Raw genomic sequence first — 22,118 nt, 5'->3', positions numbered from 1 at the left:
CGTGTATCTTTTTGTCGGGTTGTTTACTTTAGGTTTGATTCTCAAGTAATTGATATTGAATACGATTCACTGGTTGTCTTGGTCGGTTGGTGCGAGCTGTCCAATCACCGTGACAGAAAGCTCGCGCGCCAGTTTTCTGCGCATAGCATTCTCAAAATCCTCAAATCCCTTTGCCGTTTCGACAAACGCGTCCGGCCCTTTGATCAGTTCGCGGCGATAATATTCTGTCATGTCACCCGGGCGGGCAGCGAAGTCCGCGGCCTTAACCCCGAAGGTCTCGATTGCCAAAGCATTCACGATGACATCGTCCAGAGGAAAAGCGGCATAGGCATGTCGCGGCGCAAATCCATCGTTGTTTTCACCATCGCCGCTCACATCAAGCACCTGCACATCACATCTGGGCGCTTGGCGAAACAGGCTGGCTGCGTGGCCGACAGCGTGCCCCAGCGCGGTAGGGAACTCCGATGTTTCGCGTTTGGACAGCCCAAGTTTTGCGGCGCTTTGGGTCAGCGTTTTTTGGCTGTCAATCAGCGTCCAATCCAGCAGCGTATGCTGTTTGTGCCGACCACTCCATTCATAAACAGACAGCGCGACCGATGCGGGGGCACTGAGAAAGGCAGCTTGAATTTCTGGGGCGGTGAGGGCGGCAGCGAGGCCGAGGCGCTGGAGCGCGTCTTCTTCGCTGTCCACCGATGAGCTGACATCCAGCGCGAGCAACAGGGCCATACGGCAGTCCGAAGCGAGGGTTGGGGTGGCGAGAGCCGCCACCCCGATTGCGGCGATATGGGCCGCAGATCTTACCAATGGCCGGTGCTCTCCATGCTGACCCAAGGCTCTGCTGGGGCGAGTGCTTCGCCCTGTTGCAGCAACTCGATTGAGATGTTGTCAGGGGAGCGCACAAAGGCCATGCGCCCGTCACGCGGCGGACGGTTGATGACAACGCCATTGTCCGCGAGATGCTGGCACATTTCGTAAATGTTGCCGACTTCATAGGCGAGGTGACCGAAATGGCGACTGTCTGAGGGCAGCCCATCGTCGCCATCCCAGTTGTAGGTCAGCTCCAGTGGCGCGTCGTGGTCTCCATCTGCCGCCAGATAGACCAGTGTGAAGCGCCCTTGTTCGCTGTCATAGCGCTTGATCTCTTTCAGGCCGAACAGCGCATAAAACGCCATGGACGCTTCCAGATCTGAGACACGCACCATGGTGTGCAGGTATTTCACATGCATGTGGGATTCCTTTGAATTGGGGTTTTTGGGCATTGAACACGCAACCGGTGTGATTGGCCAGACAGTTTACGCCACTTCGTGCCAATCCTGCGGTTCCCTGTTTGCAGGCCACAAGATATAGTCGCTATGAGATCAGATTTCTGAGTCGTCAACGCGTGCGAACCTCTAGGTTTGCAGGCGGATGGGCGGCAGCTTTCAGCAAATGAGGCGGGGCGTGCAACAGTATCACGAGGCTTTAAAAACCATTTTGGAGTGCGGCGAAGATTCCGGTGACCGGACGGGCACGGGGACGCGCTCCTATTTTGGGATGCAGACACGCTACCGACTGGAAGACGGCTTTCCGTTGGTCACCACCAAAAAACTCTATCTGCGTGGGATCATTCATGAGTTGCTGTGGTTCCTCGCTGGGGACACCAACATTCGGTATCTGCAAGAGAACCGTGTGACCATTTGGGATGAATGGGCCGATGAACAGGGTGATCTTGGCCCCGTTTATGGCAAGCAATGGCGTGATTTTGGCGGTGTCGATCAGATCGCGACGCTGGTTGATATGATCAAGACATCGCCGGACAGCCGTCGGTTGATTGTCTCCGCCTGGAACCCTCAGGATGTGCCGGATATGGCACTGCCGCCTTGCCATACGATGTGGCAGGTGCGGGTGTTGAATGGAAAGTTGCATTTGCAGCTCTATCAACGCTCTGCGGATATGTTTTTGGGGGTGCCGTTCAATATTGCGTCTTATGCATTGTTACAGCATATGCTGGCGCATGTGACGGGCTATGAGGTTGGCGACTTTGTGCACTCGATCGGTGACGCGCATATCTATTCAAATCATATGGAACAGGTGCAGCTGCAGCTGTCGCGGACGCCCAAGACTTTGCCCAAACTGGTCATAAAAAGAGATGTGGCGTCGATTTTTGACTTTACCTTCGAGGACTTTGAAATTGTCGGTTATGACCCTGATCCTGCCATTCCTGCGCCAGTGGCGGTGTAGCCCATGATATCACTTGTTGTTGCACGTGCCCGCAATGGCGCCATTGGACGCGATGGTGATATCCCATGGCGCATCCCGCAGGACTTCAAACTGTTTCAGCGTGAGACCACCGGTGGTGCAGTGATCATGGGCCGAAACACATGGGACAGCCTGCCAGTGAAGCCATTGGCGAAGCGCCTCAATATCGTTGTCTCCTCGCGGCCTGATGCCGCAGAAATCGTTGTGCCATCCGTTCAAGAGGCGGTGCGTTTGGCGACCGCTCAGGGCTATGATCGGATCTATGGCATTGGCGGAGCCGGTATCTACAAAGAGATGCTGAAGTCCGCACATCGCCTGCTGATCACGGAGGTTGATGCAGAGATTGAGGATGCAGACACGTTTTTCCCGGCGTTTGATCCGACCCAATGGGAGCTGATCACGCGCAGACCTCTTGAGGGAGCATCTCCGGCTTGTGAGGTGTGCGAGTATCTCACGATCGTGGACGGGGCATAGGGCGATTGAAACACAATCAGAAACGATGTGTTTTTGATATGGAAATTTGACAGTTTCACTTATCCTGCCGTACTTTAGCTTAACTTCACTAAGTTTTTGATGGCAATTGGAGCCTGTGTTTCATGAAAAAATTCTCTTTCGCCACTGTTGTTGCTCTGATCGTGGCGCCGCCACTTGCGGCGCAAACGTGGAGCAGCAATGCCCCTGAGATTGGCCCGGTCAATCAGCCAGAGGGTGTTTTGATACACCCGTATCCAAGCAAGACACATTATTGCGGGACAGGGCTGCAGCCGGTCACAGTTGGAGGCATGATTTCCTGTGGTGTGCCAAACACCACAGAGCGTTATTACAATGGCTCTGGCGGTCACAGACATGCGCCCTATTGTGCGCCAGGTACAAAGGGATGTTCATAAATTCCGAGGAGGGGGCTCGGTATTCCTGAACAGTCGCTGAAGATCGGATGGGGCGCTAATGGCGCCCCGATCCATTTAAAGCAGTTTAAGTTCGCCCGCCATGTCGCGGCCGTCCCGTCCTTGCGTCATTTCAAATTCAACTTTCTGGTTGTCAGACAATCCCTTGAGGCCGGATCGTTCAACAACTGAAATATGGACAAAGACATCTTTGCCGCCTTCTTCGGGCTCAATGAAACCGAAGCCTTTGGTGGTGTTAAACCACTTTACGGTACCGCGTGGCATACCGTTCTCCTCTATATTCACTTTTAGTCAATGACGGCAAAAATAGCCGACAGCACAAAAATCTAAAAATCCGATTGCACGATTACGGATAATTCAAACTGATGCGCCGCTCTGAGGATTACACGGTGTGGATAAAAATCAAGAAAAACCAACGTGAAACCTGAAAACAACTGGATTATACCGTCGCAAAGAGTTTGTGAGGATACAAATATGACAAAGCTTTATGGGTTGAAAAACTGTGATACGTGCCGCAAGGCAATGAAATCATTAGGAGAAGTTGTGTTTGTTGATGTGCGGCAAGAGGGGGTTCCCGATCTGGTGCTTGAAAAGGCATTTGAACAATTTAAAGATGCTTTGTTAAATAGAAAATCAACTAAATGGAGAAATTTGAGCGAAGAAGATCGTGCTCAGGCACCGCTTGTTCTTTTGAAAGCGCATCCGACTTTGATGAAGCGCCCACTGATAGACCGTGATGGCGTTTATTATCTCGGTTGGTCAAAGGATGTGCAGGCTGCACTTCTCTGACAAAAAAGCCCACGTAATCAACATGGGCTTTTTGATTTTAGTTTCAGAGTAAAGCTCTGCGGTAGCTTAGGCGTCAGTCTTGAGAACGCTTGCGGAAAAGCGCGTCGATGGAAATTGGGCCGGCGCCTTTGAAAATGAGCACGGCAAACAGCATGGCCCACATAATCCGCTGGTCAATCAGACCCTGACCACTGTCAAACAGACCACCAAGGGCGACGCCATGACCGGTAACGTCAACAAGCGTTTGAACGGCGATGAAGCCAATCATCGCAACGGCTGCGAAGCGTGTAAAAAGCCCAACGACAATCAGAATTGGCAGGACAAATTCGGCAATGGTACCAGCCAGAATGACGATGCGCTGGAAGAAGCTCATCTGAGATACGTCCCAAAGCACAGCTTCGGCTGCTTTCGGGAAGATCTGTCCAAACGCGCCAGATGACGGTGAGAAGATCGACCCATCGATTTTGAGCATCGCAGAGTTCCAGAAATAGAAGAACAGGACGGCGAGAAAACTCAGGCGTGCCAGAGTGGGCACAAGCCAATCCAATCGGTCAAGCCGGTCGAGAAGGTCGGTGTAAAGGTCCAGTATGCGTGTCATGCGATCCTCAATTAGGATGGTAAATCGATAGAGTTCAGGGCGTTGCCAGTGAGGAGCAGGCCCAGGGTTGCGCTGAGGTCAAAGTTTGGGGCATCGTCGGTGGCCACAGCGGCGGCAGCGCCAAGCGTGCCCCCCGCCATGAGAGCAGTGATGAATTCATAGGCCCCGGCATTGAGAGCATGGGGTTCCGGATCAAAGCCAGGCCGTAGAATGATCACATCCTGTGAAATGCCCTGCGGCTTGGGCCCATCTTGCATGTTGAAAGCCCAGATGGCGTGTATGGGCCAGGGCGACCGTAGCAAAGAAACGGCAGGTGCGAAGGTCATCACCAACTCTGTGAGCCGTTCCGGGGGCAAAGCTGACAGAGCGTCAGGATTGATAGGCTCTGCATCCGCGGCGTGGTAGGCGCGCCGCATCGCCAGCTCCAGGCGCGCGACATCTGCGAGATAGCCAAGGTGGGCGAGGGGCTCAAACCCTTCGAGAAACTCGGGGAAGCCTTCGCCGTAGTGCATCATCATTGGGGAGGAGGGCGGTGACTGGCGCAGGAATACACCCGCGATTGCGTTGAAATTTTCGGTGCCAATGAGTTTGGCAATGGTGGGGAACCCTGTGGCCAATGCGTCGGTCAGAGATACCGCAACATTGTTGCGATAAACATCAAACCGACGGCCTGCAGGGTGGCCCTTGGCGTCAGACAATCCTTCAGGGCGGTCTTTTCCGCCATCCATGATTGCCCCGCGAAAGTCGCTTTGAGTGACGCTCATGCTGCGACTCCGGTGGCGATTTTGGCGAGCGCTGCATCCGCGCGCAGGGCCTCATCATGCAGTGTTGCCCAGTCTGGCACATCGGTGTCCCATTCAATCAGAATGGGTTTCTCACCTGACAGCGAAAGCGTGTGGTCAAGCAGCGCCCAGACGGGATCCACAATGGGAGCGCCGTGGCTGTCAATCAGCAGTGGTTTGCCGTGGTCATCTTCGTCTTCGTCATGCCCGCCCAAGTGAATTTCGCCCACGCATTCAAGCGGGTACTCGTTGATGTATGCGCGCGGATCGTAGTTGAGATTGGTGGCAGACACGAAGACGTTGTTCACATCAAGCAACAGGCCACAGCCCGTGCGGCTGGCCACTTCACGCAGGAAGTCAGGCTCGCTCCAGGTGCTTTCGTCAAAGGCAAGGTAGCTGGAGGGATTTTCCAGCATCATCTGCCGGTTGATGGTGTCTTGCAGCTGATTGATGTGGTCGCAGACGCGTTGCAGCGTGGCGTCGGTGTAAGGCAGGGGCAAAAGATCGTTCAAAAACGCGCCGTCATGGGTGCTCCAGGCGAGGTGCTCAGAGAAGACAGTGGGGTTGAGCCAGTCAACCAGATGCTTCAGGCGAGCGAGGTGATCGGCGTCAAGCGCGCCTTCACCGCCGATCGACAGACCGACGCCGTGAACTGAAATCGGAAAACGCTCTGACAGCTGACGCAGCTGTGCAATCGGGCGGCCACCGTCCCCCATGTAGTTTTCTGCGTGAATCTCAAGCCAGCTCACGGTGCCGGGATCTTCGATCAGATCGGCGTAGTGCTGCGGCTTGTAGCCCACACCAGGACGGTTGGGCAGCTTGCTGGGGGTCGATTGAGAGTCAAACATCGCGTCACCGTATTCTTGTGTCAGGTGTTGTGGAGCAAATTCTCAGTGCGGGTCTTTGCGGAGTGGTGGCTTTCGGCTGGGATGTGCATCGCCAGCGATTGGCATAACAAACGGTATTAGAAAAGAAGTGGCAAAATACGCCATTGCTTTGGTCCATGATACTGCATCCGAAACCGATCTGAGAGGTGCGTCTGATGCAGTATGGCAGTTTTCAGATCCCCAATCTACGGAATGGGGTGCAAAGCCCAAGCTTGCCGGGCTTTGCACGAGAAAACTATGGCTTAGCTCGCAGGCAGGTCGCGTTCCAGAACTTCCAGAGAGCCAACACGTGGTGTGCCGTCTGCCAGTGCAGGCAGTTCCATGTCGACACAGGTGCCAGCATCGACTAGCTTCCAGGCGTTGCCTTGGTAGTCTACGGTGGAGGTGCCGGCGCAGGTTGTGCCAGGGCCAGCGGCGCAGTCGTTCTGGCCAGCCAGGGACACACCGTAGCATTTCTCTTTTTCAGCTGCGGTTGCGGTGGTTGCATGCGCGCTCAGAGCTGCTGCGACGGCGCCTGCAACGGCGAGAGTTTTTACGGTCGTGGACATCGTATCTCTTCCCTTTTGATACATTCAATTCGGCCAAACGCTGCGTTTGCGCCTTGGCATGAGTAAAACATAGGTCGTCGTGGGGGTCACTTACCAATCACACGGCTGTGTGCCACGGCGATGTTATCGGGTGTAACACTCGTGCGACACAGGGGGCAAAGAACTGTAAGTGTTGGTGAATCCCCTATGAACGCTGGGGGAACTTCAGGGAGCAGGGAAGAAGGTTTGCGTGCTTGCGCGTAAATTCCACGATGGGAACGCGTGTGACTTTTGGCGGTGCTGGGGGCAAATGTTACAATGCGGTTGGCGTCTGTTTGGAGGAAGAGGCGCGGGCCAAGGCTGACAACAGCTGAATTGTTACAGTTTTGGCAGTGCAATTGGCGCGCAATGCTGTTTTCAAAAAAAATGCGGCACCCGGGGCGCCGCATTCAAGGTTAGATTGTTTCAACTTACTGCATGTCGGGCGGTGTCGCCTCTGCTGCGAGTTGTGCGACGATTTCGTCGAGCGCCTGCACTTTGCTTTGCTTTTCGCCCAGACGACGGGTCGACACTGTGCGTTCTTCGACTTCTTTCTTACCGATCGCGAGGATCACAGGCACTTTGCCAACAGAGTGCTCACGGACCTTGTAGTTGATCTTTTCGTTGCGCAGATCCGCTTCGGCCTGAACACCTGCTGCGCGCAGCGCCTCGACAACTTCAAGGCAGTAGTCATCCGCATCTGACACAATCGCAGCCACAACCACCTGACGTGGGGCGAGCCAGAAGGGCAGCTTGCCGGCGTGCTCTTCGATCAGAATGCCGATGAAGCGCTCAAAGGAGCCGAGCGTTGCACGGTGCAGCATGACGGGCATATGTTTTGCGCCATCCTGACCGATATAGGTCGCCCCAAGGCGCTCCGGCATATTGGTGTCCACCTGCAATGTGCCGCACTGCCAGTTTCGGCCGATTGCGTCGGTCAGCGTGAACTCCAGCTTTGGACCATAAAACGCCCCTTCGCCGGGCAGGATCTCAAAATCATAGCCGGCCGCTTTACAGGCGTCGCCCAAAGAGGTTTCAAGAATGTCCCATGTCTCATCGCTGCCTAGGCGCTGCTCTGGGCGTGTTGAAAGCTTTACTGTCCAGCTTTCAAAGCCGAGATCCGCATAGACTTTGGCCAGGAAGGAGATGAACTTCTTGGTTTCGGATTCGATCTGATCCATGCCACAGAAGATGTGCCCATCATCCTGTGTAAAGCCACGCACACGCATGATGCCGTGCAGCGCTCCTGACGGTTCATAGCGGTTACAGGATCCAAACTCGGCAAGGCGCAGCGGCAGATCGCGATAAGACTTAAGGCCCTGATTGAACACCTGCACGTGGCAGGGGCAGTTCATGGGCTTCAGCGCGTTGATTGCTTTCTCGCGGGCATGATCCTCGTCCACTTCGACGATGAACATGTTTTCCTGATATTTGTCCCAGTGACCGGAGGCTTCCCAGAGTTTGCGATCCACCACCTGAGGCGTGTTGACCTCCTGATAGCCATCGCGGTTCTGCATGCGGCGCATGTAGTCTTGCAGCGTGGTGTAGATGCGCCAGCCATTGGGGTGCCAGAAAATCTGGCCGGGTGCTTCTTCCTGCATGTGGAAGAGATCCATCTCGCGGCCCAGACGGCGGTGATCGCGCTTTTCGGCCTCTTCGAGCATGTGCAGGTGCGCTTTGAGGTCTTCTTTGTTCTTGAAGGCCACGCCATAGATACGCTGCAACATCGCGCGATCGGAGTCGCCACGCCAGTAAGCCCCGGCCACGCTCATCAGTTTGAACGCGTCTGCCGGGATTTGACCGGTGTGCTGAAGGTGCGGCCCGCGGCAGAGATCCTGCCAGTGGCCGTGCCAATACATGCGCAGCGGTTCATCACCGGGGATGCTCTCAATCAGCTCTACTTTGTAGGGCTCATTGTTGGAGGTGTAATGCTTGATGGCGCGGTCGCGCTCCCAAACTTCGGTGGTCACAGGCTCGCGCTTGTTGATGATCTCTTTCATCTTCTTTTCGATGAGGCCGAGATCTTCGGGTGTGAATGGCTCTTCGCGATCAAAGTCATAGTACCAGCCGTGCTCGATCACCGGGCCGATGGTGACTTTCACATCGGGCCAGATTTCTTGCACAGCGCGCGCCATGACGTGCGCGCAGTCGTGCCGGATCAGCTCCAGCGCTTCTGCGTCATTGTCTTTGATGGTGTTGATCGCGATGGAGGCATCTGCCTCAATCGGCCATTGCATATCCCAGTGTTTGCCATCCACAGTGGCAGAAATCGCTTTTTTGCCAAGCGATGTAGAGATGGAGCTCGCGACTTCGGCAGGGGTGATGCCTGCGTTGTAAGATCGCGCGTTACCATCAGGAAATGTAAGAGAAATATCAGCCATTGGCTTCTAGCTCCTCGTCAGTTTGGCGCCCACGGAACGCCCGGTTGCGGGTATATGGTTCGTCGCTTTCATGGACTTTGCGGCAGACCAAGTCAAGCGGGGTTAACAGCCGCGATTTGCAACGGTAATGTTTGCGAAAACCTTAAGAGGATCCCGATGAGCACCACGCATTTTTTTGACAGCCCGCAGGGCCGCCGTATTGCCTACCACAAGACCGAAGGCACTGGGCCGACAGTGGTGTTTCTGGGGGGGCTGAAATCTGACATGGAAGGCACCAAGGCGGTGCATCTGGAGGCTTGGGCCAAGGCGCGCGGGCAGAGCTTTCTGCGGTTTGATTATTCGGGCCACGGCGAAAGTAGCGGCACATTTGAAGAGGGCTGCATTGGTGACTGGCATGAGGACACACTGGCCACGCTGGATGCGCTGATCGAGGGGCCTTTGGTGATTGTTGGTTCTTCGATGGGCGGGTGGCAGGCGCTGCTCTTGGCCAAAGCCTGTCCGGACCGCATTCATGGGATGGTGACCATCGCCGCTGCGCCGGATTTCACCGAAGACAGCTATTGGGCTGGGTTTTCTGACGCGCAGAAAGCCGAACTTGAGCGCGTGGGGCATGTGGAGCTGCCGTCAGATTATATGGATCCCTACATCGTCACCAAACGCATGATCGAAGACGGGCGCAGCCGTCTGGTGTTGCGTTCGGAATTGGACCTGCCTTTCCCGACGCGGTTTTTGCAAGGCACCGAAGATGAGGCCGTGCGCGCGGATGTGGCCTATCGCTTGTTGGATCACGCCGAGGGCGCAGACATTCAGCTATTAATGGTCAAGGGCAAGGACCATCGGTTTTCTGATGAGGCTTGCCTGAAGCTGATTGAAGCGAAGGTGGAGGAGGTGCTGGCGGCACCGACGCAGGGGTGATGCGCCGATTTGGGCGGATCTTGTGGCGTGTTCTGCTGTGTCTGATCTTGATTGGAGCGGCGCTCTATTTCCTTGGGCCCTACGAGCAGATCTCGCTCACTCCGCAGATCACAGATGCCGATGTAGGGGCGGATGTGGACGCGCATTTTGCGGCAAGCGAGGCGCAATTTGATGATCTGACCCCGGGTGTGCAAAAGCGGGTTGTTTGGCACGGGGACACTGGTGTGCCCACACCATTGAGCATCCTTTATGTGCATGGGTTTTCAGCAACCTCTGAGGAGATCCGTCCGGTGCCAGATCAGGTGGCTGCGGCGCTTGGGGCCAATCTGGTCTACACGCGGCTTGCTGGCCATGGCCGCGATGGTGCGGCGCTGGATGCGGCGACGGTGCAGGACTGGGCCAATGATCTGGCGGAGGCGCTTATCGTGGCGCGGCGGGTCGGAGAGGAGGTTGTGGTGATTTCAACCTCCACAGGCGGCACTTTGGTGGCAGGTATGGCAGACCAAAGCGACGTGATGGCGCAGGTCAAAGCCATGATTTTTGTTGCGCCAAATTTTGGGATCAATTCCTCCGTTGCTGGATTGCTAACCTGGCCCGCTGCACGTCATTGGGTGCCTTTTCTGGCTGGCAAAGAGCGTTCGTTTGCACCTGCGAACGAAGCGCAGGCAACTTACTGGACGACACACTATCCGACCACCGCAGTATTGCAGATGGCGGCGCTGGTCAAAGAGGTTGTTGGCAAGGATTATTCGGGCGTGATCACGCCGGCCTTGTTCTGGTTTTCTGATGACGACACGGTGGTGGATCCAAGGAAAACAAGGGCGATTGCTGCGCGTTGGGGCGGTGACGTTGTTGTGGCGGCGCAAAGTCTGGGGGCAGATGCCGATCCCGACGCGCATGTGATTGCGGGGGACATCATGTCTCCTGGCGAGACTGCGCGCACGGTGGAAGCTTTCGTGAATTTTATCAACGATTTGTAGGTGAAGATATGACCAATCCAAAGATGGCACCACGGGTGAGTTTGATCACGCTGGCCGTGAAGGATCTGGAGGCTTCGGCCGCGTTTTATGAAGCGCTTGGCTGGGAACGAGAGCCTGGGAATGAAGGTGTTATTGCTTTCAACCTTTTGGGGCAAACCCTAGGGCTCTACCCGCGCAGTGGCCTGGCAGAGGATTTGGGGATCCCTGAGGAGGCGATTGGCGGGTTCTCCGGCATCACATTGGCGCATAATGTGCGCAGCAAAGATGAAGTTGCACCACTGTTGGCTGCGGCGGAAACGGCGGGAGGGCGCATCCTTCGCCCTGCTGGAGAGGTCTTCTGGGGTGGCTACATCGGGTATTTTGCTGATCTGGATGGCCATGTGTGGGAAATTGCCCACAACCCGTTTTCGGAATTGTCCAAAGAGGGCGCATTCCGCTGGGGAGGGTATTGAGCGCTTGACCTACGGTGCCGCTTTGGCACATTTGCACGCAACAAAAAGAAGAGCAGGGGGCAGGAATGCAAGAGCCGATTGTGCTGTTGCCGGGAATGATGTGTGATGCGCGGCTCTATGCGCATCAGATTTCGGACTTGTCTCAAGATCACGCAGTGATGGTGGCGCCGATCACCCAAGGGGAACGGATCAGCGAGATTGCCTCGGCGCTCTTGCCCGTGTTGCCTGCGAAGTTTGCTTTGGTGGGGCTGAGCATGGGGGGCATTGTGGCCATGGAGATCCTGCGCAAAGCGCCGGAGCGGGTCACGCGTGTTGCCTTGATGGACACAAATCCACTGGCGGAATCCCCAACCAGTGCGGCTGCTTATGAACCTTGGATTGTTGGCGCACGTGCCGGGCGGCTTGAGGAAGTGCTGAGTGATTTCATGCGCCCTGAGTATCTTGCGCCGGGCGTCGCACGTACTGAGGTGCTGAAGCAGGTTAAAGAGATGGGCCTGACATTGGGGGCAGACGTGTTTGTGCGGCAGGCGCGCGCCCTACAGCGCCGGCGCGACCAGCAAAGCGTTTTGCGTAAATGCAAATGCCCGGCGCTTGTGCTGTGTGGCGAACACGATGGTTTGACCCCGGTCAAGCGGCATAGCTTTATGGCGGAGCTTATCCCCTATGCTAAACTAGAGGTCATACCGGAGGCTGGGCACCTGCCAGTTCTGGAGAACCCCGGCGCCGTTACGGCAGCTCTACGCAGTTGGATGCGCCAACCGTTTGTTTTGAAGTAGTTGTAGGGCGCGTGTGCAGCGTCTTTGAATGCGCAAACAAAAAGAGCGGACATTGTGCCCGCTCTTTCTAAAGTCGCTTTGCTACGCAGATCAGGTGCCAAACGCGCGTAGATTGCCCATCACATCCTGTGCTGCGCCAGTCAGCGCGCCTGCAATCACGTCCAGCTCTTCTGTCTTCAGACGGGCGGGCAAACGCACGTCACAGGCAGACATCAGCATGGCGCGGGTTTGCGGCAGCTCTGGCATTTCCGGCATGAACTGCCAGTTCCAATAGGCGCGCGCATTGTCGGTGGATTGTCCAAACACTTGCACTTTCACGCCGCGCGCATTGGCCGCTTCCTGGAAGGCTAGAATTTCATCGTTGCTCATGCCCTCCAGATTGAACTGGATGGAATCCGGCGCGCGCTCTTCCGGTGCAAGCTTTTCAGGGACCTGCAGCCATGGGGAGGCATTCAGCAGACCCGCCACATAGTCGTGGTTGGCGCGGCCATCACGCACGCGGCGGGGCACTTCATTCAGTTGCGGACGAATGATCGCGGCAGCGAGGTTGGACAGGCGCAGGTTGTAGAGCGGCAGTTGGTTCTGCCAGCGGCCAAAGGCTTCGGCCAACTCACCTGTGTTGTCACCTTCACGCGCTTTGTGTTTTTTCCAGTTGTGCTCATAGGCACCGGACATGATCACAGCTCGGGCAATCAGATCGGCGTCGTCGGACACCATGATACCGCCTTCGCCAGAGTTCACGAGCTTGTAGGATTGGAAGGAGAAGCAGCCAACCCGGCCAATTGTGCCGATGTTGCGACCATGCCAAGTGGTGCCAAGGCTGTGGGCCGCGTCTTCGATCACCGGGATATTGCGCGCCTCACACAGGGCCATGATCGCGTCCATATCAGAGGTGTGGCCACGCATGTGGCTGATGATGACGGCAGAGATGGTGCCATCCAGTTTGGCCTCAAAGTCTGCCAGATCAATGCGGTAGTTGTCACCCACTTCACAGAGCACTGGGATGCAGTCGGCATGCACCACCGAGGAGGGAACAGCCGCAAAAGTAAAGCCGGGAAGGAGCACGCGGGCATCACGTGGCAGATCGAGGGCTTTCAGAGATAAGAAAAGCGCCGCCGAGCAGGAAGACACTGCGAGTGCGTATTTGCTGCCCAGCAGTTCGGCAAATTCTGCTTCGAGCAGAGCAACTGGGGCGTTCTCAGCCGCTGTATACCGGAACAGATCCCCGGTTTGCAGCAGGCGCTCGATCTCTGCACGTGCGGAGTCTGGAATGGGCTCAGCGTCATAAACATTGGGTGGCAATGTCATAGTTTTCAACTTTCTTAAGTCCGGTTTTCAAAAATATAAAACAATGCTGAGGACCAAGCCAGCGAAAACGCACTGTCAGCATGTGATCATTTGATGACAGGGACCGTGGTGCGCGGCTATATGCCGAGGCGATCGCGCAAGGCGTACCAGGTCATCGCAAGCGCGAGCAGGGGGCTGCGCAGGCGCGGGCCTCCGGGGAAGGGCGTGGCGGGCACGCGGGCCATGGTGTCAAACCCTTCGCTTTGCCCCGCCAAAGCGAGGGCTATCAATTGTCCGGCGTGTGTCGCTGTTCCGACACCGTGGCCGCTATAGCCGGATGCGGTGAGGATATTTGGTGCCAGTTGCCGCAAATACGGCATGCGTTTCATGGTGATCGCAAGCGTGCCGCCCCAGGCGTGGTCGATGCGCACGTCTTTCAGAAGGGGGAAGATCTCCTCCATGGGTTTGCGTACGGTGGCCGCAATATCGGCAGGAAAACGGTAGCCATAACTTTCGCCACCACCAAACAGCAGACGCTTATCATGGCTCAGTCGGAAGTAGTTGACCACGAATTTGCTGTCCGCCACCGCTATGTCCTGTGTCAGCACCTCTGCCGCATGCGCGCCAAGGGGTTCTGTTGCAACGATAAAATTATTTATGGGCATCACACGGCTGGCAACTTTGGGCTCCAACCCGCCGAGATAGCCATTGCAGGCCAGAACCAATTGATCTGCGATGACTTTGCCTTCTTGGGTCTGGACAGTGATCTGGGGGCCGCGGTTTATTTTTGTGACTTCGCTTGTTTCATGAAGGGTGGCACCCGCAGATGCGGCGGCTTTGGCGAGGCCAAATGCAAAGGCGAGCGGGTGCAGATGGCCTGCGCTCATATCAAGCGAGCCGCCCACATATTTCGGCGATGGGCAGAGCGCTTGCATGGCGTCGCGGTCAAGCGGCTTAATCTCGTTATGATTGTATTTTTCTTGCAGGTGCGACACGTAGTTATGCTCTGTCTTAACCTCGCGGTCCGAGAAGCAAGCATGCGCGATGCCGGGCTGATAGTGGCAGGCAATCTCGTGTTGGGTGATGCGTGTTTTCACCAGCGTTTTGGCCTCTTCGGCCAGGTTCCAAAGCTTGTGTGCGTCGTCTGAACCCACCAGACGTTCTAAGCTGTCTTGTTCCATGCGCTGGCCGCTGCCGAGCTGTCCGCCATTGCGTCCAGATGCTCCAAATCCAACGCGGTGGGCTTCCAGGAGCACGACTTTGCGGCCCATTTCTGCGAGGTGCAGCGCGGTTGATAGTCCGGTAAAGCCTCCGCCAATCACACAGACATCGGCGCGGATTTCGCCTTTTAGCGAAGCAAATGGAGGGGGGGGCGTGGCCGTGGCGGCGTACCAACTCTCGGGATATATGCCCTTGCGATCATTGGCGTAGAGCAGGTTCATCGACATGTCGTGTCTGTTTCCTCTTGCCTTAAATATCCCCGCCGGAGGCAATGCCGCCTTTCAGGCGGCGTTAAAATCATACGTTTAGAAGCAGGTGCTCGCGTTCCCATGGCGAGATTACGGCGAGGAACTCTTCGTATTCTGTGCGTTTCACGATGGAATAGACCCGTGCGAATTCTGGCCCAAGCACGTCATGCAACGCGGTTGCTTCGTCAAAAAGGTCCAGTGCGCCGCCGAGAATGCGCGGAATCGCTTCTTCGCCGTCATAGGCGTCGCCCTTGAATTGCTTGTCTGGGCGCTCCTGCTCGATCAACCCCAGGTATCCGCAGGCGAGGGAGGCAGCGATGCCGAGATAGGGGTTGCAGTCCATGCCGGCGATGCGGTTTTCGACGCGGCGGGCCTCGGGGCTGGAGAGCGGGACACGGATGCCGGTGGTGCGGTTGTCGCGGGCCCATTCCAGATTGATGGGCGCGGCGTGATCGCGCACGTAGCGGCGGTAGGAGTTCACATAGGGCGCAAGCACGGCGATGGCGGCGGGCAGATGGTTCTGCATGCCAGCGATGAAGTGAAAGAAGGCGTCTGTGTCGCCGCCCTGTGGCCCCGAAAAGATATTCTGACCGGTTTCTCTATCCAGCACAGAATGGTGGATGTGCATGGCGCTGCCGGGCTCATCGGCGATCGGCTTTGCCATAAAAGTGGCGTAGCAATCATGGCGCAGGGCCGCTTCGCGGATCAGGCGTTTGAAGTAGAAAACCTCATCCGCCAGTTTGACTGGATCGCCGTGGACCATGTTGATTTCAAGCTGGCCGGCGCCGCCTTCCTGCGTGATGCCGTCGATCTCAAAACCCTGCGCTTCGGCAAAGTCGTAGATGTCATCAATCACCGGGCCGAATTCGTCCACAGCCGTCATCGAGTAAGCCTGACGAGCAGCAGCAGGGCGGCCGGAGCGGCCCATCATAGGCTTGATGCTTTGCGCCGGATCCGTATTCCGCGCGACCAGAAAGAATTCCATTTCCGGTGCGACCACCGGCTCCCAGCCCTTGGCGTGGTAGAGATCCACCACCCTTTTCAACACGTTACGCGGGCTGAAGGGCACGGGCGTGCCATCGGTGTTGTAAGCGTCGTGAATGACCTGAAGCGTCCAATCCCCGGTCCAGGGGGCGGCGGTGGCGGTGTCCCAATCGGGACGCAGGATCATGTCTTTCTCAATGAAACCTTCGTCGCCGGCAGCCTCGCCCCAATCCCCTGTGATTGTTTGATAAAAAACGGAATCTGGTAGGTGAAAATAGTCTTGGCGGGCAAATTTGCTGGCCGGAACGGCCTTCCCGCGCGCGATGCCGGGAAGGTCAGAGATGATACATTCGACTTCGTCGAGCCGGTGGCCTTCGAGATAGGCGCGGGCGGCATCAGGGGTTTTGGAAAGCCAGTCTGTCATCGGGGTCTCTCTTGGCGGAAGAAGTCAGCGAATTGATCTGCGATTGTTTGGCTGGCCGTGGGTTCATCGAGCTCGTCGATGGCGGCTTCGAGCACCTCTTCTGGCACCACGCCACGGCCGCGTGTGTTGATCAGTCCGTCCACAAAATCCGCGGAAAACTCAGGGTGTGCCTGCACGGTCAGAGCGCGGTCGCCATAGAGGATGGCCGCATGTTTGCAGAAATCATTGGTGGCAATGGTCACAGCGCCGGGCGCAAGCTCGACCACCTGATCCTGATGCCAGGCATTCAGTGGGATATCTGTTCCTGCGAAGTCATAGGTCTGGCGGCCAACGGCCCAGCCGCCTTCAAATTTCTCGACTTTCCCACCCAGTGCTTGTGCAATGATTTGATGGCCGAAGCAGACGCCGACCATGGGAATATTGAGCGTGACCGCCTCGCGAATGAAATCCTCCAGCGGGGGAATCCAATCGTGATCTTCATAGACTCCGTGTTTGGATCCGGTGATCAGCCAGCCGTCGCACTCTTCAACCGATGCGGGAAATTCACCATCGACCACTTTGTAGCCTGCGAACTCAAAATCCTGTCCGGAGAGCAGGGTTTTGAACATCTCGATGTAGTTGCCGTAGTGGGGTGCGAGCTCATCGGGAGTGTGTCCGGTGAGCAAAATGCCGATTTTCATGGGTCACCAAATTTGATCAAATTTACCGTAGCGTCGCCATGGGCGTCGCGCAAGCCTGTCATACACGTTCCAGATAGGTTTGCCAGTGTTGCTCTGTGGGGATGTCGGCGAGCTTGCGCAGTTCCTGGCGCTTGGTCATCACCAGATTGCGTATCAGCTCGGCAGGCAGGCATCGGGCGATGAAGGCATCCTGTTCAAAGAGGTCGATGGCTGCCTCCCAGCTTTCAGCCAGCTGCGGTTGCTCTTGGGCGTATGCGTTGCCGACCACAGGAGCCGGTGGGGTCATGCTCTCTTCGATGCCGACGAATGCTGCGGAGAGCACCGAGGCCAGCATCAGGACAGGGTTCACATCCCCGCCTGCAACGCGATGTTCGATGCGCCGGGCCGCAGGGGAACCACCGGGAATGCGCAGCGCGGCGGTGCGGTTTTCATAGCCCCAGCAGACCGAGGTGGGCGCATGCGCACCCGGCGCAAAGCGGTCATAAGAGGGGCCATGAGGCGCGAAGATCAGGGTTGAGGCGCGCATCGCGGCGAGACAACCGGCGACGGCATGGCGCAAGAGGTCTGATCCTTCGGCGCTGCCATCGTCAAACACATTGGCGCCTGTTTTATCCACAACGGAGAAATGGACATGCATGCCATTTCCGGCGTCGTCAGCATAGGGTTTGGCCATGAAAGTGGCGGCAACCCCATGTTTTCTGGCGGTTGCGCGGATCAGTTGCTTGATCAGCAAGGCGTCCTGTGCGGCCTTCATGGCGGGCTGGTGGTTGAGCGTGACCTCAAACTGGCCGATGCCACTTTCGCAGGTCATGGTCTGCAAGGGGATGCCCATGGCGGTTGCGCCGTTGTAGATTTCGCTGAACAGCGCGTCAAAACTGTCGAGTTCATCCACGGACAGCACTTCGCTGGCTGCCAGACGACGACTGTCGCGCGGGCTGTGGGGCGGGTGCAGGGCCTCCCCCTTGTCATCCACCAGTGTAAATTCCATTTCCGTGGCTGCCATCACCGTCCAGCCGCGGGCATCAAAGCGGGACAGGACCTCTGATAGGGCGGCCATCGGTTCGCCGAGATATGGCGCGCCGTCCTCTTGCAGCATTTGCATCAGTGTAAGGGAAGAGGCGGTGGAGAGCCAAGGCATGGGCACTGCACCACGTGTGCTTGGGGTTAGGATGCCATCCTGATCGCCGCTTTCAAACACCAATGGGCTGTCGTCGATGTCACAGCCCCAGATGTCGAGGTTGAGGGCCGAAATCGGCAGACGTGCGCCGCCTTTGGCAAGTTTGGCTTCATGCTCCGAAGGGATGCGTTTGCCACGTAATTGACCGTTCAGATCGATGGCGGCAATGCGAAGAGTGGAAGGGAGCGCGCTGTCCATGGAGTACCTGCTTGGATAATTTGATCAAATTATCTTTGCCGTTGCGCGGCTTGTCCAGCGATTTCTCGTGGTGTCGGTATCGCGTCGGTATTGCGTCTGTAACACGACGGTGGAGAAAATACAGCAACGCCCGCCTTATAAGGGGCGGGCGCAACGGGATTTTTGCAAAAGGCGCGCGGGCGACTCAGCGAATGAGGTTTGGCCGGATGCGCAGCTTTGGTGCCGCATTTTGTGGCAGGTGCCGATTCAGGCGGCGATTGACGATACCAAAGCCCCAGATGATCACCAGCGTCAGCAGGATGAAGTAGAGCGCCAGAATGGGGTAGGGCACGAAGGGGTTGTAGGTCTTGTCTGCGAAGTAGTTCGCGTAATAAAGCGCATCGCCTTGTTGCCGCCATGCTGGGAAGCCGGAGAAGAACACCAGCGTTGTGGCATGGAACAGAAAGATCGCCTCGTTGGTGTAGGCGGGCCACGCCAGACGCATCATGGTTGGGAACATGATCCGGCGGTACCGGTACCAACCGGTGAAGCCATAGGCGTCTGCCGCCTCCACATCGCCCTTGGGGATGGAGCGGAGCGCGCCGTAGAAGATCTCTGCCGAGTAGGCGGAGGTGTTCAGGAACAGCACGATCAGCGCGCCCAGTGCCGCAGAGGACAGCGGGTTGAAAACGGGCGAAACCCCTTTCAGCGACAAAAACAGGAAGTAGCCAAAGAAGAATTGGATGAACAGCGGGCTGCCCCGGAAGAGGAAGATGAACCATTCCGCCGGTTTGCGGGCCAGTCTGTTGTCGGAGTTCTTCGCCACCGCCAAGAGGTTGGCAAAGAGGAAGCCGGACATCACCGCCAGAACGCCGTAGTAGACATTCCAGATCATGCCGGAGCCGATCAGCGTGAAGTGTTCACACAAGGTGAAATCGCTGCGCGGCAGCAGGCGCTCGCCATAGCCAAGAGAGCGGAAGGCATAGGCCTGAATGGTTTCAATACAGCTCATGCGGCGCTCCCTGCTTTGCGTTGGGCTTCGCCATCCAATGTGGCCTGGCCGTGGGAGAGGCGTTTGGTTAGGCGGCCCAGGGCGATTTCAGAGACCCGCGTGAACAGGAGGTAGAAGATCAGGAGCGCGAGGAAATACCACATCCGCCAGTCGCCATGCGGGTAGTCGGTGAAGCGGGCGGTTTTGGACGCCCCCAGATCACGGGCCCAGTAGACGATGTCTTCGACACCGAGCAGGAACAGGAGTGGCGTGGCCTTGATCAGCACCATCCATAGGTTGGACAGACCGGGCAGGGCGTAGATCCACATTTGTGGCAGCAGGATGCGCCAGAAGGTCTGGCGCGGGGTCATGCCATAGGCCTCTGCGGTTTCCAGCTGCGGGCGCGGGACGGCGTTCATGGCGCCAAACAGCACATTGGCGGCAAAAGCACCAAAGACGATGGCAAAGGTGAAGACCGCGACCCAGAAGCCGTAAATCTCATGCACCCATTGCGGCGAGGTGCTGAGCGGCATTTTGGCGATGTCACAGACCAGGAACTCGTTTCCTTGGCGGATCGGTTCGGACCAGTCGGGGCATTTCACCTTGTGGCGCAGCCATTCGATGCCCTGATCCAGAGCAATCACGAAGAACAGGAAGAAGGCAATGTCCGGCACGCCGCGCACAATCGCGATATAGGCTTTGCCAAACCAGCGCAGCAGGAAGAAGCGCGCGCGGGCGGCCATGGCGCCCCCTAGACCAAAGGCCAGCGCGGTGGGCGCGGTCACAGCGAGCAGCAAGAGGACGGTGCCAAAAGAGGCGTAAAAGGCCATGTGCTTCCCGGTGGTGAGATAGCAGCTGAGCCAGGGCAGACTGTCTAGGACAGAGGGATCTGAGCAAAAGGCAAAAATGGCTGGCCTCATTTGGTTCTAGCAAAAGAGGGCCTGTGGCTCTCTTTGTGCGGGATTGGAAAAGGGGGGCAGCCGCCCCCCTTCGTGTTTTAGATGAAACAGGAGGCTTAGAACTGGCCTTCGATTTCCCATTTCTCAAGCAGCGCGTTGAGCGTGCCGTCGGCTTTCATGGTGGCGATGGCCGCGTCAAACTTGCCGCGCAGCTCGTCATCAGATTCACGGAACGCCATGCCGATGCCGCCGCCGAGGTAGACGTCTTCGATGAAGGTCAGGTCGGTTTCACCCACGATTGGCGCGAGGTAGTCTTTGTCCGCGAGAACCGCGTCCACTTCGCCTGCGTTCACAGCTGCGACGGTTTCATCAGGAGTTGGGAATTCCACCAGAGTGGCACCAGTGGTGGCCACGTGATCGGACTGAATGGTGCCGGTCTGGGCCGCGACAACGGCAGTCTTCACATCCACATCCGCAGAGAGTGCGGCGTAGGAGGAGGGCGAAGGCTGGGTGTAGCCCTGGGTGAAGTCCATGGTTTCTTCGCGCTCATCGGTGATGGACATGCCCGCAATGATGGCGTCGTAGTTGCCGGACTGCAGGTTCGGGATGATGCTGTCCCAGTCGTTGGTGACCCACTCGCATGTCAGCTCTGCACGTGCGCAGAGCTCGTCGCCCAACTCACGCTCAAAGCCGTCGATTTCACCGGCATCGTTGATGAAGTTGTAGGGAGGGTAGGCGCCCTCGGTACCCAGACGAACGGTGTCCGCCATGGCGAAGCCTGCGGTCAGCGCCAGTGCGGCGGTGCTCAGGATCAGTTTGTTCATAGTGTTGCTCCCTATGGATAGTTGATCTTTGTTGATTGATTATGCCGCGGTTGAAGACAAAAACTGTTTCAACCGTTCGGATTTCGGATTGCCAAACAACTCGTCTGGCGCGCCTTGTTCTTCGATCAGCCCCTGATGCAGGAACACCACGTGGTCTGACACGTCGCGGGCCATTTTCATGTCGTGGGTCACGATCATCATGGTGCGGCCTTCTTCGGCCAGGGCTTTGATCACGCGCACAACTTCCTGCTCAAGCTCTGGGTCAAGTGCAGAGGTGGGTTCGTCAAACAGCAGCGCTTCGGGCTCCATCGCCAGCGCGCGGGCAATGGCGGCGCGCTGTTGCTGGCCGCCGGACAGCTGCGCGGGGTAGGCGTCATGTTTGTCCGCAATGCCCACCTTGTTGAGATAGGCATGTGCGGCCTCTTCAACCTCTGCGCGGTCACGGCCGAGCACGGTGATTGGTGCTTCCATCACGTTTTGCAGGATGGTCATGTGAGACCAGAGATTGAATTGCTGAAACACCATGGACAGGTTGGTGCGAATGCGCAGCACCTGTTTGGGATCGGCGGGCTGGCGGGCGTGGCCGTCGCCTTTCCAGCTGACGGGCTCTCCTTTAAAAAGGATGTCACCTTGCTGGCTGTGCTCAAGCAGGTTGGCGCAGCGCAAAATGGTGGATTTGCCAGACCCGGAAGAGCCGATCAGAGACACCACATCGCCGCGATGGGCGGTGATATCCACGCCTTTGATCACTTCGAGATTGGCGTAGGCTTTGTGCAGGTCGCGGATTTGCAGAACGGGCGTGGCTTCGCTCACAGTGTCCCCATCAGTATCGGGTTGATCTTGGTGCCCCAATAGGAATGAAAATTTGCGCAAATGCAACTTCCAAAAGGACGGTTGAGACGCCATGGCTGACGTTTTGTACCGCACAGCTGACCAT

General features: G+C 56.9%; 25 protein-coding genes. 8 read left to right on the top strand and 17 right to left on the bottom strand.

The genetic code is table 11. From position 1 onward, the window contains the following. Nucleotides 1–66 precede the first annotated feature (66 nt). Together J7413_RS02810 and J7413_RS02805 are read right to left on the bottom strand one after the other, a co-directional pair. Entirely contained in the window at nucleotides 67–804 is a 738-nt protein-coding gene (locus tag J7413_RS02810; RefSeq protein WP_209096180.1) for a DUF1194 domain-containing protein, read from the bottom strand. After that, nucleotides 798–1,226, bottom strand: a complete 429-nt coding sequence (locus tag J7413_RS02805) for a VOC family protein (RefSeq protein WP_209096178.1) — start codon at nucleotides 1,224–1,226, stop codon at nucleotides 798–800. Before J7413_RS02805 ends, J7413_RS02810 begins: the two co-directional genes overlap by 7 nt. A gap of 214 nt (nucleotides 1,227–1,440) precedes the next feature. On the opposite strand from J7413_RS02805, the gene J7413_RS02800 reads away from it, so the two are divergent. The 3 genes from J7413_RS02800 (at nucleotide 1,441) to J7413_RS02790 (ending at nucleotide 3,125) form a co-directional block, all read left to right on the top strand. After that, on the top strand, nucleotides 1,441–2,220 hold the full coding sequence (locus J7413_RS02800) for a thymidylate synthase (RefSeq protein WP_348538714.1): 780 nt from the start codon (nucleotides 1,441–1,443) through the stop codon (nucleotides 2,218–2,220). A gap of 3 nt (nucleotides 2,221–2,223) precedes the next feature. Beyond that, entirely contained in the window at nucleotides 2,224–2,712 is a 489-nt protein-coding gene (locus J7413_RS02795; RefSeq protein ID WP_209096175.1) for a dihydrofolate reductase, read from the top strand. Between the two features lie 122 nt (nucleotides 2,713–2,834). Further along, on the top strand, nucleotides 2,835–3,125 hold the full coding sequence (locus tag J7413_RS02790) for a hypothetical protein (RefSeq protein WP_209096173.1): 291 nt from the start codon (nucleotides 2,835–2,837) through the stop codon (nucleotides 3,123–3,125). Nucleotides 3,126–3,200: 75 nt separating this feature from the next. On the opposite strand, the gene J7413_RS02785 is transcribed toward J7413_RS02790, so the two are convergent. Continuing rightward, nucleotides 3,201–3,407: a cold-shock protein gene (locus tag J7413_RS02785; RefSeq protein ID WP_058240518.1), complete on the bottom strand. Its 207-nt coding sequence runs from the start codon at nucleotides 3,405–3,407 to the stop codon at nucleotides 3,201–3,203. A 210-nt stretch (nucleotides 3,408–3,617) separates the two neighbouring features. Between J7413_RS02785 and J7413_RS02780 the strand changes: the two genes are divergently transcribed. Beyond that, nucleotides 3,618–3,932 carry an ArsC/Spx/MgsR family protein gene (locus J7413_RS02780; protein WP_209096171.1) on the top strand — a complete coding sequence of 105 codons (315 nt, stop codon included), beginning with the start codon at nucleotides 3,618–3,620 and terminating at the stop codon, nucleotides 3,930–3,932. A gap of 73 nt (nucleotides 3,933–4,005) precedes the next feature. Here J7413_RS02780 and J7413_RS02775 read toward each other — a convergent pair whose 3' ends face one another. The 5 genes from J7413_RS02775 to thrS form a co-directional block, all read right to left on the bottom strand. Beyond that, a complete protein-coding gene (locus J7413_RS02775) occupies nucleotides 4,006–4,530 on the bottom strand; it encodes a DoxX family protein (RefSeq protein ID WP_209096169.1) in 525 nt (174 codons plus the stop codon). An 11-nt stretch (nucleotides 4,531–4,541) separates the two neighbouring features. After that, entirely contained in the window at nucleotides 4,542–5,294 is a 753-nt protein-coding gene (locus J7413_RS02770) for a DNA-binding domain-containing protein (protein WP_209096167.1), read from the bottom strand. Next, nucleotides 5,291–6,160: a DUF692 domain-containing protein gene (locus tag J7413_RS02765; RefSeq protein ID WP_209096165.1), complete on the bottom strand. Its 870-nt coding sequence runs from the start codon at nucleotides 6,158–6,160 to the stop codon at nucleotides 5,291–5,293. The genes J7413_RS02770 and J7413_RS02765 overlap by 4 nt, the downstream gene beginning before the upstream one ends. Before the next feature lie 281 nt (nucleotides 6,161–6,441). Next, entirely contained in the window at nucleotides 6,442–6,747 is a 306-nt protein-coding gene (locus J7413_RS02760; RefSeq protein WP_209096163.1) for a DUF2282 domain-containing protein, read from the bottom strand. 449 nt (nucleotides 6,748–7,196) lie between these two features. Beyond that, nucleotides 7,197–9,146, bottom strand: a complete 1,950-nt coding sequence (gene thrS, locus J7413_RS02755; protein WP_209096161.1) for a threonine--tRNA ligase — start codon at nucleotides 9,144–9,146, stop codon at nucleotides 7,197–7,199. Nucleotides 9,147–9,302: 156 nt separating this feature from the next. On the opposite strand from thrS, the gene J7413_RS02750 reads away from it, so the two are divergent. From J7413_RS02750 to J7413_RS02735, 4 genes are all read left to right on the top strand, one after another. Further along, on the top strand, nucleotides 9,303–10,061 hold the full coding sequence (locus tag J7413_RS02750) for an alpha/beta hydrolase (protein WP_209096159.1): 759 nt from the start codon (nucleotides 9,303–9,305) through the stop codon (nucleotides 10,059–10,061). Beyond that, nucleotides 10,061–11,041 carry an alpha/beta hydrolase gene (locus J7413_RS02745; protein ID WP_209096157.1) on the top strand — a complete coding sequence of 327 codons (981 nt, stop codon included), beginning with the start codon at nucleotides 10,061–10,063 and terminating at the stop codon, nucleotides 11,039–11,041. Before J7413_RS02750 ends, J7413_RS02745 begins: the two co-directional genes overlap by 1 nt. 23 nt (nucleotides 11,042–11,064) lie before the next feature. Continuing rightward, nucleotides 11,065–11,493 (top strand): VOC family protein, encoded by a 429-nt coding sequence (locus tag J7413_RS02740; RefSeq protein WP_209096731.1) that lies wholly within the window; start codon nucleotides 11,065–11,067, stop codon nucleotides 11,491–11,493. A gap of 65 nt (nucleotides 11,494–11,558) precedes the next feature. Continuing rightward, on the top strand, nucleotides 11,559–12,269 hold the full coding sequence (locus tag J7413_RS02735) for an alpha/beta hydrolase (RefSeq protein ID WP_209096155.1): 711 nt from the start codon (nucleotides 11,559–11,561) through the stop codon (nucleotides 12,267–12,269). A gap of 90 nt (nucleotides 12,270–12,359) precedes the next feature. Here J7413_RS02735 and J7413_RS02730 read toward each other — a convergent pair whose 3' ends face one another. From J7413_RS02730 to J7413_RS02690, 9 genes are all read right to left on the bottom strand, one after another. Then, nucleotides 12,360–13,577 carry an aminotransferase class I/II-fold pyridoxal phosphate-dependent enzyme gene (locus J7413_RS02730; RefSeq protein ID WP_209096153.1) on the bottom strand — a complete coding sequence of 406 codons (1,218 nt, stop codon included), beginning with the start codon at nucleotides 13,575–13,577 and terminating at the stop codon, nucleotides 12,360–12,362. Nucleotides 13,578–13,693: 116 nt separating this feature from the next. Continuing rightward, entirely contained in the window at nucleotides 13,694–15,004 is a 1,311-nt protein-coding gene (locus tag J7413_RS02725; protein WP_209096151.1) for an FAD-binding oxidoreductase, read from the bottom strand. A 70-nt stretch (nucleotides 15,005–15,074) separates the two neighbouring features. Next, on the bottom strand, nucleotides 15,075–16,433 hold the full coding sequence (locus tag J7413_RS02720; RefSeq protein WP_209096149.1) for a glutamine synthetase family protein: 1,359 nt from the start codon (nucleotides 16,431–16,433) through the stop codon (nucleotides 15,075–15,077). Continuing rightward, nucleotides 16,430–17,113, bottom strand: coding sequence for a type 1 glutamine amidotransferase (locus J7413_RS02715; RefSeq protein WP_209096147.1), 684 nt, complete (start codon nucleotides 17,111–17,113; stop codon nucleotides 16,430–16,432). Before J7413_RS02715 ends, J7413_RS02720 begins: the two co-directional genes overlap by 4 nt. A gap of 58 nt (nucleotides 17,114–17,171) precedes the next feature. Continuing rightward, complete coding sequence (locus J7413_RS02710) at nucleotides 17,172–18,488, bottom strand: glutamine synthetase family protein (protein ID WP_209096145.1); 1,317 nt, start codon at nucleotides 18,486–18,488, stop codon at nucleotides 17,172–17,174. A 184-nt stretch (nucleotides 18,489–18,672) separates the two neighbouring features. After that, nucleotides 18,673–19,479, bottom strand: a complete 807-nt coding sequence (locus J7413_RS02705) for an ABC transporter permease subunit (protein WP_209096143.1) — start codon at nucleotides 19,477–19,479, stop codon at nucleotides 18,673–18,675. Further along, nucleotides 19,476–20,366, bottom strand: coding sequence for an ABC transporter permease subunit (locus J7413_RS02700; protein WP_209096730.1), 891 nt, complete (start codon nucleotides 20,364–20,366; stop codon nucleotides 19,476–19,478). Before J7413_RS02700 ends, J7413_RS02705 begins: the two co-directional genes overlap by 4 nt. Nucleotides 20,367–20,473: 107 nt before the next feature. Continuing rightward, a complete protein-coding gene (locus J7413_RS02695; RefSeq protein ID WP_209096141.1) occupies nucleotides 20,474–21,181 on the bottom strand; it encodes a transporter substrate-binding domain-containing protein in 708 nt (235 codons plus the stop codon). A 39-nt stretch (nucleotides 21,182–21,220) separates the two neighbouring features. Continuing rightward, entirely contained in the window at nucleotides 21,221–21,994 is a 774-nt protein-coding gene (locus J7413_RS02690) for an ATP-binding cassette domain-containing protein (RefSeq protein WP_271308980.1), read from the bottom strand. Nucleotides 21,995–22,118 lie beyond the last annotated feature (124 nt).

This window comes from Shimia sp. R10_1 (assembly GCF_017744095.1).
Taxonomy (GTDB): Bacteria; Pseudomonadota; Alphaproteobacteria; order Rhodobacterales; family Rhodobacteraceae; genus Shimia.
Note: the sequence above shows the minus strand (reverse complement) of the source record. Positions and strands in the feature narration are given on the sequence as shown.